The organism is Bradyrhizobium sp. WYCCWR 12699 (genome assembly GCF_032144035.1).
In the GTDB taxonomy this organism is placed as follows: Bacteria; Pseudomonadota; Alphaproteobacteria; order Rhizobiales; family Xanthobacteraceae; genus Bradyrhizobium.
The window spans coordinates 998,467-1,012,036 of record NZ_JAVTJN010000036.1; the positions used below are offsets into that span (position 1 = coordinate 998,467).

15 protein-coding genes are annotated in these 13,570 nt (G+C 64.8%); 6 read left to right on the top strand and 9 right to left on the bottom strand.

Annotated features, from left to right (window positions below; genetic code table 11):
- Both RPS27_RS29730 and RPS27_RS29735 read left to right on the top strand, forming a co-directional pair.
- Positions 1–640, top strand: a 640-nt coding sequence (locus tag RPS27_RS29730; protein WP_313754826.1) for a TCP-1/cpn60 chaperonin family protein, incomplete at its 5' end; no start/stop codon positions are given.
- Positions 641–789: 149 nt separating this feature from the next.
- The gene (locus RPS27_RS29735; RefSeq protein ID WP_212068203.1) at positions 790–1,077 is read left to right on the top strand and encodes a GIY-YIG nuclease family protein; all 288 of its coding nucleotides are present in this window, start codon (positions 790–792) and stop codon (positions 1,075–1,077) included.
- 76 nt (positions 1,078–1,153) lie between these two features.
- Here the strand turns inward: RPS27_RS29735 and lepB are convergent, their stop codons facing one another.
- Both lepB and RPS27_RS29745 read right to left on the bottom strand, forming a co-directional pair.
- On the bottom strand, positions 1,154–1,903 hold the full coding sequence (gene lepB / locus RPS27_RS29740; RefSeq protein WP_194403053.1) for a signal peptidase I: 750 nt from the start codon (positions 1,901–1,903) through the stop codon (positions 1,154–1,156).
- 129 nt (positions 1,904–2,032) lie between these two features.
- On the bottom strand, positions 2,033–2,866 hold the full coding sequence (locus tag RPS27_RS29745) for a LysR family transcriptional regulator (RefSeq protein WP_194403054.1): 834 nt from the start codon (positions 2,864–2,866) through the stop codon (positions 2,033–2,035).
- Positions 2,867–2,997: 131 nt separating this feature from the next.
- On the opposite strand from RPS27_RS29745, the gene RPS27_RS29750 reads away from it, so the two are divergent.
- The 3 genes from RPS27_RS29750 to RPS27_RS29760 all read left to right on the top strand — a co-directional run bounded on the left by RPS27_RS29750 (position 2,998) and on the right by RPS27_RS29760 (position 5,708).
- Positions 2,998–3,591: an isochorismatase family protein gene (locus tag RPS27_RS29750; protein ID WP_313754827.1), complete on the top strand. Its 594-nt coding sequence runs from the start codon at positions 2,998–3,000 to the stop codon at positions 3,589–3,591.
- A 12-nt stretch (positions 3,592–3,603) separates the two neighbouring features.
- Positions 3,604–4,230, top strand: a complete 627-nt coding sequence (locus RPS27_RS29755) for a glutathione binding-like protein (protein ID WP_194403056.1) — start codon at positions 3,604–3,606, stop codon at positions 4,228–4,230.
- 110 nt (positions 4,231–4,340) lie between these two features.
- Positions 4,341–5,708, top strand: a complete 1,368-nt coding sequence (locus RPS27_RS29760; RefSeq protein WP_313754828.1) for a caspase family protein — start codon at positions 4,341–4,343, stop codon at positions 5,706–5,708.
- A gap of 6 nt (positions 5,709–5,714) precedes the next feature.
- On the opposite strand, the gene RPS27_RS29765 is transcribed toward RPS27_RS29760, so the two are convergent.
- From RPS27_RS29765 to RPS27_RS29795, 7 genes are all read right to left on the bottom strand, one after another.
- The gene (locus RPS27_RS29765; protein WP_194403058.1) at positions 5,715–7,151 is read right to left on the bottom strand and encodes an NAD-dependent succinate-semialdehyde dehydrogenase; all 1,437 of its coding nucleotides are present in this window, start codon (positions 7,149–7,151) and stop codon (positions 5,715–5,717) included.
- Positions 7,152–7,163: 12 nt separating this feature from the next.
- Positions 7,164–7,811 (bottom strand): ATP-binding cassette domain-containing protein, encoded by a 648-nt coding sequence (locus RPS27_RS29770; RefSeq protein WP_194403059.1) that lies wholly within the window; start codon positions 7,809–7,811, stop codon positions 7,164–7,166.
- Positions 7,812–8,513 carry an ABC transporter ATP-binding protein gene (locus tag RPS27_RS29775; protein WP_194403060.1) on the bottom strand — a complete coding sequence of 234 codons (702 nt, stop codon included), beginning with the start codon at positions 8,511–8,513 and terminating at the stop codon, positions 7,812–7,814.
- A complete protein-coding gene (locus tag RPS27_RS29780) occupies positions 8,510–9,253 on the bottom strand; it encodes an ABC transporter ATP-binding protein (RefSeq protein ID WP_194403061.1) in 744 nt (247 codons plus the stop codon). The genes RPS27_RS29775 and RPS27_RS29780 overlap by 4 nt, the downstream gene beginning before the upstream one ends.
- Positions 9,250–10,293, bottom strand: a complete 1,044-nt coding sequence (locus tag RPS27_RS29785; RefSeq protein WP_194403062.1) for a branched-chain amino acid ABC transporter permease — start codon at positions 10,291–10,293, stop codon at positions 9,250–9,252. The genes RPS27_RS29780 and RPS27_RS29785 overlap by 4 nt, the downstream gene beginning before the upstream one ends.
- A 5-nt stretch (positions 10,294–10,298) precedes the next feature.
- On the bottom strand, positions 10,299–11,219 hold the full coding sequence (locus tag RPS27_RS29790) for a branched-chain amino acid ABC transporter permease (RefSeq protein WP_194403063.1): 921 nt from the start codon (positions 11,217–11,219) through the stop codon (positions 10,299–10,301).
- 86 nt (positions 11,220–11,305) lie between these two features.
- Complete coding sequence (locus RPS27_RS29795) at positions 11,306–12,598, bottom strand: ABC transporter substrate-binding protein (RefSeq protein ID WP_313754829.1); 1,293 nt, start codon at positions 12,596–12,598, stop codon at positions 11,306–11,308.
- Between the two features lie 136 nt (positions 12,599–12,734).
- On the opposite strand from RPS27_RS29795, the gene RPS27_RS29800 reads away from it, so the two are divergent.
- Entirely contained in the window at positions 12,735–13,568 is an 834-nt protein-coding gene (locus tag RPS27_RS29800; RefSeq protein ID WP_194403065.1) for a MurR/RpiR family transcriptional regulator, read from the top strand.
- Positions 13,569–13,570: the final 2 nt, after the last annotated feature.

Here is a 13,570-nt window from a genome sequence, read left to right on the forward strand (position 1 = left end):
CGGCGCCGGCAAGAAGGCCGACATCGAGGCGCGCGTGGCCCAGATCAAGGCGCAGATCGAGGAAACCACCTCGGACTACGACCGTGAGAAGCTCCAGGAGCGTCTGGCCAAGCTCGCCGGCGGCGTCGCGGTGATCCGCGTCGGCGGCGCGACCGAGGTCGAGGTCAAGGAGCGCAAGGATCGCGTTGATGACGCGATGCATGCGACCCGCGCGGCTGTGGAAGAAGGCATCGTCCCGGGCGGCGGCGTCGCCCTGCTCCGTGCCTCCGAGCAGCTCAAGGGCCTGCGCACCAAGAACGACGACCAGAAGACCGGCGTCGAGATCGTGCGCAAGGCGCTGTCGGCTCCCGCTCGCCAGATCGCGATCAACGCCGGTGAAGACGGCTCGGTGATCGTCGGCAAGATCCTGGAGAACAAGACCTACAATTACGGCTTCGACTCCCAGACCGGCGAATATGCCGACCTCGTCAAGAAGGGCATCATCGACCCGACCAAGGTGGTCCGTACCGCGATCCAGAACGCAGCCTCGGTTGCGGCCCTGCTGATCACCACGGAAGCCATGGTCGCCGAGCTGCCCAAGAAGGGCGGCGCCGGCCCGGCAATGCCCCCCGGCGGCGGCATGGGCGGCATGGACTTCTAAGTCCAACGACCTCTCAAGAACGACGAAACCCCGGCAGCGATGCCGGGGTTTTTGTTTGGGGGGAGATACACGCTAAGATGGTCGTGGGTTCGTCATTCCGGGGCGGCGCGTAGCGCCGAGCCCGGAATCCATAACCACAGGCGGATGGAATGGCCTACTATGTCTACATCCTCGCAAGCAAAAAGCACGGCACACTCTACATCGGCGTGACCAGCGATCTTGTTCGCCGTGTGTATGAGCACAAGACAAAAGCTGTTCCCGGATTTACGACCAAGTACGACGTTGGGAAGCTCGTCTTGTTCGAGATCTACGACGATGCAGTTACCGCCATCACCCGCGAGAAAGAACTCAAGAAGTGGCGTCGCGACTGGAAGACCCGGCTAATCGAGGAGCAGAACCCAAACTGGGATGATCTCTATCCGGGGATAGCCAACTAAGACCTGTGGTTATGGATTCCGGGCTCGCGCCCAAGTGGGCGCGCCCCGGAATGACGAAGGAGAGGGCTTTGGGCCCTCACCTCACCTTGCCCAGCCGCTCCATGTGCGGCTCGCCGTCTTCGTCGAGCGACCAGAAGATCCGCGTCACCTTGCCGATCAGATTGTTCATCGGCACGAAGCCGAAGCTCGACATCATGCGGCTGTCGGTGGAATTGTCGCGGTTGTCGCCGAGCACGAAGACATGGCCCGGCGGCACCGTGACAACGTTGGTGTTGTCGAGGAAGCCGTTGTCGATGCAGTCGTTGGTGACGTACGAGGCGCCGTTCGGCAGCGTCTCGCGCCAGCGATGGACCTTGACGCCGCCATCCACTCCGCAGGCGTTGTCGGCGAGCGCGTCCGCGAGCCCGACGCGCGTCACCGGGCGATCGTTGAGGATGAGCGCCCCTCCCCGCATCTGGATGCGATCGCCGGGCAGACCGACCACGCGCTTGACGTAGTCGACCGAACCGTCCTTCGCCGTCCGGAACACGACGATGTCGCCGTGTTCGGGGTCGGCGGCGAGGATGCGGCCCGAGATCCAGGACGGCGCGAACGGGATGGAATTGCGGCCGTAGCCGTAGGCATATTTCGCGGCGAAGACGTAGTCGCCGACCATCAGCGTTGGCGCCATCGAGCTGGAGGGGATGCTGAAGGGCTGGTACAGGACGAAGCGAAACAGGATCAGCGGCGACCACAACACCGGGACCAGCAGGATCAGGATGAGAATGGCCTTCCATTCCCGCGATTGCGCCCTCGAGGGCCGGATCGTTTCGGAAAGAGTGGTCATGCGCTTGCCCCGGTCAGGTCTCGTCACGAGATTACGCAACCTTGGCGCGCGCGCAATCCCGGCTCCGTGATTTTGGTCGCACATCGCGCGGACTGCGTTCAATGCGAAGGCCATGAACGCCGCCGATGATCAGGCCTGCGGGACGTCCTTGAAGCAGTGCCTGACCCAGTCGATCGTCACGCGCGTCGCCGCGTCGCGCTTCAGGTGATTCTGCACCAACAGCCAGATATCGCGCCGTTTCGGCAGCAGCGTGACACGCAGGCCGCGGTCGGCGAGCAGATCCCCACAACTATATTCGGGCAGCACGCCGGCGGCTTGGTGGGCGCGGATCAAATTGCGGATGACGCGAACGTTGTCGGTGACGCAGCGCACGCGGATTTTCCTGGTCCGCAGGAACTGCATCTCGGGAATGGCACCCAACTCATCCGGATAGGTGCAGAGCATCGGCTCGCCATCGCTCGCAACAGGTTCGAAATAGTAAAGCTTGATGTCGCCGAGTCTCGAGATTGCAAAGTCGCCCTTGTCGGGCTTGCGCAGCCGGATCGCGAGATCGGCTTCCCACCGCGAGAACTTGACGTTCTCACTCGAGGTGAGGAACTGCAGCATCAGACCGGGATTGGCGCGCAGGAAATCGCTCGCACGCGGCGACAGCACCTGCTCGGCGACCGTGTTGGTGGATGCGATGCGCAGGCGTCCCACGGGACCCTCCACGCCCTCGCTGAGGCGATCGATCTCGGCCGCATGCGCGGCCATCGCCTCGACATGCGCCAGCACCGCCTCGCATTGCCGTGTCGGCCTGCGAACGCCGTCGGCAGCCTCGAACAGGCGCAAACCCAACGCACGCTCGATGCGCGACAACCGCCGCCCGACCGTGGTCTCGTCGATGCGCAGGCGTGCGCTGGCGCCGGCATAGGTGCCCTCGTCCCTGACGGCGGCGATGATGCGGAGATCGTCCCAGTTCATGGGATGAGGCTACATCGACCGCGACAAGCCTGCAATATCGCAGCCATCCGCTGCAATATCCCTGCATATCGGCAGGCCGCCCTAGGGACTATGTTGAACCTGCCATTCGCTTTCCGGAGATTCCAGAGATCATGACGACCGCAAAGACCCTGCTGCGGCTCGCCGGCGCCGACCTAACCCCGCCGCGTCTTGCCGATGCTGCGCTGGTGCTGATCGACATTCAGAACGAATATCTCGCAGGTCCCGTCGCCCTGCCCGACGCCAGGCCCGCGATCGCGCGCGCGGCTGCCCTGCTGGCCAAGGCGCGCGCCGCCAATGCCGCGATCATTCATATCGCCCATCGCGGCAAGGCGGGCAGCCTGTTCGATCGCAGCGCCGACCGCGGCGCCATTGTCGCCGAACTGACGCCGCATGCCGGCGAGCTCGTGATCGAAAAGGAGTTGCCCAACTCGTTTGCCGGCACCGATCTGAAGGCGCGCCTTGACGCGATCGACAGGAAAAACATCGTGCTGGCCGGCTTCATGACGCATATGTGCGTCAGCTCCACCGCGCGGGCCGCGCTCGACCTCGGCTTTCGCACGACGATCGATGCCGATGCCTGCGCCACGCGCGACCTGCCCGACGGACGCGGCGGCACGCTGGACGCCCGGAGCATTCACGAGGTTGCGCTCGCCGAACTGTCCGACCGCTTCGCGATCATCGCGCGCGGCGATGCACTGATGTGACGGAGCAAGACGATGCTGCAACTCTACTTCTCGCCGATGGCCTGCTCGCTTTCGAGCCGCATCGCGCTGATGGAAGCAGGTCTCGATGCGACCTATCATCAGGTGCATCTCTGGACCAAGAAACTCGCGGATGACGGTGATTTTCACGGCGTCGCCCCGAAGGGCGCGGTTCCGGTGCTGGTGCTGGAGAACGGCGAACGCCTGACGGAAAGCGCGGCGGTGCTGCAATACATCGCCGATCTGAAGCCCGCCAGCGGCCTCGCGCCGCGTCCGGGCGAGATCGATCGCTACCGCTTGCAGGAATGGCTGAGCTTCATCGGCACGGAGATTCACAAGGCGTTCCTGTTTCCGACCTTCTGGTACAAGGACGACGGCTCGCTCGCCAAGCCGCGCGCAAGGATCGCCCAGACTCTGTCGATACCGTCTGCGCATCTGGCGGAGCGCGAATTCCTCGTCGGCAACAGCTTCACGGTGGCCGATGCGCACCTCACCTGGGCCTTGCTGCTGCTCCGTCCCGCCGGCGTCGACGTCGCGCAATGGCCGTCCTTGTCGGCCTACCTCGCGCGCATGCAGATGCGACCGGCCGTGCGGGACGCGATTGCGACGGAAATGGCCCTGCGCAAGGCGATGGCAGCGTGACGGAACGTCACGGCCGCGAAATCTGAGCGTTTCCCCGGCAGGGGCATTGAAGTCGGCGTGGCATGCGCTAATCTGGAGAGATATTTTCGATATTTCCTCGGAAGGCATTCATGAGTGCTCTTTCCAGATTCTGCTTCGCCGGATTTTGCCTGCCCGGTTTGTATCTGGCGCTCTTCGCCTCGCTCTGCGTCGGACCTGCGTCGGCGGATACGCGGGTGGCACTGGTGATCGGCAACGGCGCCTATGCCTCTACGGCGCAACTCCCCAACCCCTCACACGATGCCGAAGACGTGGCAGCCTCGCTCAAGCGCAGCGGCTTCGAGGTGATCCAGGGCGTCGACCTGCGCCAGGCCGACATGCAGGACCTGACCATCCGCTTCGCGCGCGCAGCGAGCAGAGCCGACGTCGCCCTGTTCTACTACAGCGGCCATGCGATGCAGTACAACGGCGTGAACTATCTGATGCCCGTCGACGCCACGCTGACCGATGAAGCCGACCTCAAGCGTTTCGTGCGGGTCGACGACATCGTGAACGACCTGCAGCAGGCCAAGAACCTGCGCATCCTGGTGCTGGATTCTTGCCGCGACAATCCACTGGCGGAAATCCTCAAACGCTCCGCCGGCTCGACGCGAGCCGCCTCGATCGGGCGCGGCCTGTCGAAGGTCGAGGCACCGCGCGGCACGATCGTGTCGTTCTCGACGCAGTCCGGCCAGGTCGCCGCCGACGGCGTTGGCCGCAACAGCCCCTACACGACGGCGTTCCTGAAACACATCGAGGAGCCGCAGGAGATCGGCGAAGTCTTTCGCGACATCAGCAGCGACGTCTATGATTCCAGCGGCAAGACCCAGCTGCCGGAGCTGTCGCTGTCGATCATCGGCAAGTTCTACCTGAACGGCCCGGTCACGGTCACGGTCGCTCCCGGGGCGTCGCAGGCCGCGCCGCGGGCCGACCCGTGCGCGGCCGCGGAGGCCCATTGGAAGGCCGCGGACGGCATCGGCACCGTCAGCGCCTTCGAGGATCACCTGGCGCGATTTTCGAGCTGCAGCTTCGCCAGTCTCGCCAAGGCGCGGATCGACAGCCTGAAGCAGAAGGTGGCGGTCGCGCCGAGCGGCAGCGCCAGAACCACCGGCAGCATGGATTTCGACGGCAGCTGGGACGTCACCCTGCACTGCCCGCCGACCGGCAAGGCGCAGGGTTTCACCAGACCGCTGGCCGGCACCGTGACCAACGGCGTGTTTCATGCAGAGGTTCAGGGCAAGGACGGAGGCAACCGCCTGGAGATCGACGGCCAGATTCCGGCGGACGGCAAGACGACGCTGAGCGCGCGCGGCACGACGGGAGCAAGCGCCTACACGCTCAACAACCTCGCGCCGGGCTCGCCTTACGCCTTTACCGTCGACGCGCAATTCGATCGCACCCGCGGCACCGGCAAACGCAACGAGGCCCGCGCGTGCAACTTGGTCTTCGTCAAGCGATAGCGGCGGTCATACGCCCGTCTGGCTGATGAATTTGGTGTTGAAATAGCCGTCCATGGCCTCGGTGCCGCCTTCCGAGCCGTAGCCGGAATCCTTGATGCCGCCGAACGGCACCTCGGGCAGCGCGAGACCAAAGCTGTTGATCGACATCATGCCGGCCTCGACAGCCGCCCCCACCGCGGCCGCAGTCTTGGCCGAGTTGGTGAAGGCATAGGAGGCCAGACCGAAGGGCAGACGGTTGGCTTCCTCGACGACCTCGTCGAATGACTGGAAGCGCGAGATCAGCGCAAGTGGGCCGAATGGCTCCTCGTTCATGGCGCGCGCATCCTTCGGCACGTCGCTGACCACGGTCGGCTCGAAGAAATAGCCCTTGTTGCCGATGCGCTTGCCCCCGGTCTCGAGCTTGGCGCCCTTGCCGACGGCATCCTGCACCATGCCTTCGATGGCGCTGACGCGGCGCGGATTGGCGAGCGAACCCATCCTGGACTCGGGATCGAGGCCGTTGCCGACCTTGAATGCCCTGGCAACGTCCACGAACTTGTCGACGAACTCCCTGAACACCTCGTCCTGGACCAGCATGCGGGTCGGCGAGATGCAGACCTGGCCGGCGTTGCGATACTTGGCGGCCGCCAGGATTTTCGCAGCCGAGGTGACGTCGGCGTCCTTGAACACGATCGCGGGCGCGTGGCCGCCGAGCTCCATGGTGGCGCGTTTCATGTGCAGGCCCGCAAGCGCGTTGAGCTGCTTGCCGACACTGGTCGAGCCGGTGAAGGAGATCTTGCGGATCACCGGATGCGGGATGAGATATTCGGAGATCTCCGCCGGCACGCCATAGACGAGGTTGATCACGCCGTCGGGCGCGCCCGCGTCGGCAAAGGCGCGGATGAGCTGCGCGGGAGAAGCCGGCGTCTCCTCCGGCGCCTTGACGATGATCGAGCAGCCGGCCGCGAGCGCGGCGGAGAGCTTGCGGACCACCTGGTTGATCGGAAAATTCCAGGGCGTGAACGCCGCGACCGGGCCGACCGGCTCCTTGATCGCGAGCTGGTAGATGCCCGGCCCGCGCGCCGGGATCAGCCGGCCATAGGCGCGCTTGGCCTCCTCCGCGAACCACTCGATCACGTCGGCCGCGGCCATCGCCTCCATCTTCGCCTCGCCGAGCGTCTTGCCTTGCTCCATGGTCAGCAGCGGCGCGATCTCGTCATTGCGCTCGCGCATGATGGCGGCGGCCTTGCGCATGATGCGGCAGCGCTCGAACGGGGCGACGTTGCGCCAGGTCTTGAAACCCGCAGCGGCAGCGGCCAGCGCCTCGTCGAGATCGGCCTTGCCGGCATGCGCGACGGTGCCGATCACCTCCTCGGTCGCGGGATTGAGGACTTCGATCATCTTGCCCGAATGAGCCGGGCGCCATGTGCCGCCAATGAAAAGCTGGGTGTTCGAATAAGCCAAGGGAAGTCTCCTTTACATCGATTTGCGGCAGATAGCGTCCGCGGCGCGCGTCATCTCCGGTCCGAGATAGGCGCGAAAGCGCGGCTCGGCGGCGAGGCTGCGGAAGTCCGTCATCCGCGACACCCCGCCGCCGGCCACGAACAGGAATTGCTCGGCGATCTCGGCGAGGATATCGAGGTGCCAGCTCGCCGTCGGGTGCATGCAGAGGATGACCAGCCTGCCCTCGTCGCGCAGCTTGCGGAAGAAATCCAGCATGAAGCCGATATAACCGTCCTGCAGGTTGAACTGCGGCTCGTCGAACAGGTGCACGAGCGGCGTCCGGGTCGGCGATGGCGCGAGGAACGCCGAAGGAATCCGCTTGCGAAAGCGCCTGACCTGGTAGGATTGGTGATAATGGATCGCGAGACGATCGCGCTCGCGATACTTGACCCCATGGATATCCGTGCCCGCGACCAACACGCGTCCCGAGGTCGGCGCATTGGAGCCGGTCATCATCTCGAACAGGGTCGTCTTGCCGGCACCGTTCGGCCCGACGACGCCGACGATACCCGGCTCGTCCAGCGCCAGGCTTGCCTGAAGCGTGAACGTCGGACGGCGAACGATGCGGCCCGTCGTATAGACCTTGCTGACATCATCGAGCACGAGCAGCGGTGCGGCCACTTATTGTACTCCCAGCAAGCGCTGCCGAAGGGAACGATCATCGCGCAACACAGCGGCCTCCCCGGTCCAGACGATCCGGCCGCGGTCGATGACCGCGGCATGGTCCGCGACCGACAGCGCGATCTCGGCATTCTGCTCGACGACCAGCGAGGCGATGCCCTCGTCCTTCATCCGCAAAATCGTCGCGAGCACGTCGCCGACGATCTTTGGCGCCAGCCCCTGGCTAGGCTCGTCGAACAGCACAAGCCCGGGCGAGCCGACCAGCGCACGTGCAATGGCCACCATCTGCATTTCGCCGCCCGACAGATTTTCGCAATCCCGCTCCATCAAATATTCGAGCGGCGAGAAGATCGCGCAGGCCTCCTTGACGCTCCATCGACGGAAACGCGTGCCCTTCTGCGCGATCGACAGATTACGCGCCACCGACAGGGTCGGGCACAGCCGCCGGTCATCTGGCACCCAGCCGATACCGGCACGCGCGACCTCATGGGTCGGATCGTGCGTGACGTCGCGCCCGTCGAAACGCACCGCGCCGCGCCGCGGCCTCGTCAGCCCGAGGATCGAACGGAGCATGGTGGTCTTGCCGGCGCCATTGGGCCCGAGCAGTGCAAAGACCTTCGCCTGCTCGATCGCGAGCGAGGCGGCGAACAGCGCCTGGGTCTCGCCGTAGAACGTATCCAACCCGTCGACTTCGAGGATCATGCGAACTTCCCCAGATTGGAGCGCCGGACCCACTCGTTCTGCTGCAATTCGTGCGGCGTGCCGCGCGCCACCACCTGGCCCCAATGAATGACCGAGATGCGGTCGGCGAGCGAGAACAGGAACTCCATGTCGTGTTCGATGGCGACGATGGTGAGCTTGCCTTTGAGGCGAGCGACCAGGCTTGCGAGCCGCTGCACGCCGTCGGAGCCGAGGCCGGATGTCGGCTCGTCCAGGCACAGCACCCGCGGCGCCTGCGCCAGCGCGACGGCGATCTCCAGCGCGCGGCGGTCGCCGTAGGACAGGTCCTTGGCGCGAACATCGCCCTTCTCCGCAAGCCCGACTGTCGCAAGCGCTTCGGAAGCCTGCTCGGCGAACTTGCGATCACCGGCCGCGGCGCGGGCGAAATCGAGACCGCGCGCGCGAAACGCGGGCAAGCCCATCATGACGTTGTCGCGCGCGGAGAATTCGTCGAACAACGTCATGATCTGGAACGAGCGGGCGATGCCCTTGGCGGCGATACGGTGCGGGCTCAAGCCGGTGACATCCTCGCCGCCGAGACGGATCTTGCCACGATTTGGTTTCACCCGGCCGGTGAGGACGTTGAAGAAGGTGGTCTTCCCGGCACCGTTCGGGCCCATCACGCCGTGAAACTCGCCCTCGCCGACCGCGAGGTCGACGCTTTCCAATACGACACGATCGCCGAAGCGGACATGCACACCTGCGGCCTCGACCATGCTCATCGCCCGCTCCCGACCAACAACCGCATCGCGGACGTACCGCGCCGCCTCAAGGCGTCGAGAGAATGCTGCCGCACCAGGGCTGAGAGCGCGCCGGCGATGCCCTCGGGACGGAACAGCACGATCGCCATGAAGAGAAGACCGAAATAGAGCATCCAGGCATTGGTCAGCGCGCCGATCACGTCGCGTGCAGTGAGGAAGAGGACCACACCGATCACCGGGCCCCAGAAGCTGACAAGCCCGCCGCCGACCAGCGTCATCATCACGACGTAGCCGGACTGGTGCAGACTCATCACATCGGGAAACGCGGCAAGCTGCGCCATCGCGAACAGACCGCCGGCAAAGCCTGACAGCGCGGCCGAGAGGGTGAAGACCGACACCTTGTAGAGCCACACATTGTAGCCGAGATGGGCGGCACGGATCTCGCTCTGCCTGATCGCGGCGACGACGCGGCCATAGGGCGAATGCACCAGCCGCCACAAGGCGGCGACGCCAATTGCGAACGCCGCGAGCACGAAATAGTAGAACGCGACATTGTCGGTGAGGTCGAACGACACCAGGCCGAAATCCGCAGGCAGCCGCCTGATCTTGAGCAGGCCATCCTCGCCGCCGGTGATGCCGTGCGACTTGATCGCGAGCGTCCAGAATATCTGGCCGAACGCGATCGTCATGAAGGCGTAGTAGATGCCGCGCCGGTGCGAGATGAAGAGTGCCACCAGCGCGCCGGCGAGGCCGGCCGCGAGCGTCGCCAGGGCAAGGCATATCCAGAGATTGGCGACGATGTCGAACTGGCACAGCCCGAAGGCATAGGCGCCAATGCCGAAATAGGCGCCGTGGCCGAACGACGGCAGGCCGGCGGTGCCGAGCACCAGGTTGAAGGCCAGCGCATAGAGCGACCAGATCAGGATCTCGATTCCGAGATAGGGATAAAGCCCGACCCGCGTGATCCAGAGCGGCACTGTCGCAAGCACCAGCCAGAGCACCAGCATGGACGGCGTGACAAGCCGCGAAGCGTCGGATGAGGTCGTCGAACCCACGATCATATCCCCTAGACCTCGAGCACGCTCTTCTTGCCCCAGAGGCCGCGCGCGCGGAACGTCACGACGGCAACGAGCAGGATGTACATGGACAGCAGCGACCATTCGGACGCGTAGGCTCCGGCGAGGCCGACGCACAGGCCGACCAGCAGGCCGGCGACGACCGCGCCCCAGAAACTTCCGACGCCGCCGAGCACGATCACCAGGAATGCCGGGATGACGGCATCGACGCCCATATGCGGGCGGATGCCCCAGATCGGTGCGACGATGATGCCGGCGATGGCCGCCAGCATGGTGCCGAACACGAACACCAGGAGCCGCAGCCGCGACAGATTGATGCCGAGCGCGCGGACGATCTCGCTATCATGGGCGCCGGCCTTCACGGTCGCACCGAACGAGGTCTTCTCGATCAAGAGCCAGACGAGGCCGATGATCCCGGCCGCGATGCCGGCTGCATAGAAGCGGTAGGTTGACCAGATGAGGTCGCCGAACAGGAAGCCGCCATTGACGGCTGACGGCACCTGCAGCACATAGTCGCGCGTGCCCCAGACCAGGCGGATCAGCTCTTCGATCACCATCGCCGCGCCGAAGGTCAGCAGCAGTCCGTAGAGCGGGTCCTTGCCGTAGGTGCGTCGCATGCAGAACTCGATCAGTATGCCGACCAGGCTCACGATGACGGGCGCGATGACCAGCGTCGCGGCGTAGCGCCAGCCGAGCGGCAGCGCGAGCCACAGCTTTGCAAGCTCGGCCGGCAATGGCGGACGCGGACCGGTGAGTTGCATCGCGACGTAGGCCCCGAGCGCGAACAACGACCCGTGCGCCAGATTGATCTGCTCCATCAGCCCGACGATGAGCATGAAGCCGAGCGCGATCAGCGCGAATAGCAAGCCAAGCGTCAGGCCATTCACAAGGTGAGGAAGGATGTCGAACAAGGCTTAAGTCTCGCAAACTGGCATTCCAGGAGCAGGCTGACGGCGCGACGAGCGCGCCGCCGTTACCGCGATGGGGCGAACCGTCGTCAGGAGTCGACGGTCGGCACTTGCTCGTAGGGCGCGAGCTTGCATTTGCCGGGTGCGGCGTCATCGGCCGCGGATTTCGGCTCGGTCCAGCTGATGATCTCATAGAGATCGGTGTTGTCGGCCGGTTTGGCGTTGCGGCGCGCCAGGTAGATCGTCTGCTGCATCTGATGCGTCATTGGATCCATGTAGGCGTCGAAGTGCTGCATCCGGTCGGTCGCCGAGACCTTGAGATTCTCGAGCTCCTTGATGATCTTGACGTTGTTGGTCGACCCTGCCCGCTCGATCGCGCGGAGCAATTCGCGCGTCGACATGTAGCCGTTGTAGGAGACGTTGCCCGGCACCGGGATCGGGCCATCCTTGTTGGCGGCCTGCCATTTCCTGACGAAGTCGGCGACCCCAGGCAATTGCAGCTTGTGATACCAGGTGGTGCCGAACACGCCGAACAGGCTGTCGGGCGCGCCCCAAACGTCGGGCCAGTCCTGCTGGTTGTTGATCCAGGCCGGCTTGCCGTCGAGCTTGAGCTGCGCCACCTGCTCGCGCAGCGCCTTGATGTCGTCGCCGCCGATCGCGGTCGCGACGACGTCGGGCTTTGCCTGCTGGATCTTGAGCAAATAGGCGGTGAAGTCGCGGGTGTTCTGCGGCACCAGGAGATTGTCGACGATCTTGCCGCCGGCGGCCTCGACCTGCGCCTTGGTCGCGGCGGATGTCGTGTGACCCCAGACATAGTCGTTGGTCAGCAGCATCCAGGTCTTGCCGATGGAGTCGACCGCGTTCTTGACCGATGCCTTGGAGAAATTGGTGCCGTTGCCGTCCCAGACGAATTTCACGCGCGAGCAGTTCTCCCCGGCCTCGCTCGGCGCGGAAGAATTGGTGTTCATGTAGATCACGCCATATTTGCTGGCGACCTGGGTGATGGCGTTGGCGACGCCGGAGTGCAGCGCGCCGATCAGGATGGTGCAGTCCTCGCGCGTGATGAAGCGTTCGGCGACACGGCTGCCGGTCGCCGGCGTGGTCTCGGTATCCGCGGTGATGAAGGTGATTTGGCGCCCGAGCACGCCGCCTTTGGCGTTGAACTCATCGATCGCCATCTTGATGCCGCGGAAATCATCCTGTCCGCTGTTGCCGTATTGCCCGCTGGCATCGCAGGTCAGGCCGAGCTTGATCGGCTTTGCGCCCTGCGCCCACGCGTGATTCTCCTTCCACGGCCCAAAGAAGCTGCCGGTGCCGCCGATGACGCTCGCCATCAAGCTGCCCTTCAAAACGCTTCGCCGTGAGATCTGACGCCCTCTCATCGTTTCCTCCCGTTTTCGAAGTCTTTTGCTTTTTTCTGCGATTAGAATATTCATTCCATTTGCCATGTAAAGTAGAATATTTGGTCCAGACGGTGAAATGCCGTTAAACATGCGACCGATCCGGAGACCCGAGACGATGAACAAGGCACAGGGAGCCATGAGCTACGACGAGCTGCGCGGCGCCATTGCGCAGCGGCACCGCGCTTTGTCGGGCCGGCTGCAGCAGATCGCGGAGTTCGTGCTCGATCACCCGACGGATGTCGCACTGGGCACGGTCGCCGAGGTGGCGCAGCGTTCGGGCGTGCCGCCGTCGGCGATCGTCCGCTTTGCCCATGCGCTGGGCTTCGGCGGCTTCACCGAAATGCAGCAGGTGTTCCGCTCACGCCTCGTTGCCGGCGTGGCGCCGAGCTACAAGGCGCGGCTCGCCCGTATGAAAAGCGAGGAGAAATCGGTGCTCGGCCGCCAGCCGGCCGCGGTGCTGTCGCGCTTCGTATCGGAAGCGCAATCGTCGCTGGTCACGCTGAGCCAGTCCGTCCATGCGCGCGAGCTCGACGCCGCGACCGCGATCCTTGCGAAAGCGCGCGACATCTATCTGCTCGGCCTCGGCGGCTCGTTTCCGGTTGCGACCCACCTCGCCTATGTGCTGCGCAAGCTCGGACGACGCGTCGTCCTACTCGATGGCACCGGTGGCAGCATCCACGAGCAGTCGCATGCCGCAACCGTGGAGGACGCACTGGTCGCGATCAGCTTCCGGAATTATTACCCCGACACGGCGCGGCTGTTTCCCGAACTGGTCGCGCGCGGCGTCCCCACGATCTCCATCACCGACAGCCTGCTGAGCCCGATCGTCGAGGGAGCGCGCGTCGTGTTCGAAATCCAGGACATGCCGGAGCCGGCGCTGCGCACGCTGGTCGCGCCGATGTGTCTCGTGCAGGCGATGGCGATCGGCCTCGACCTCGCGGCTGACTAAGT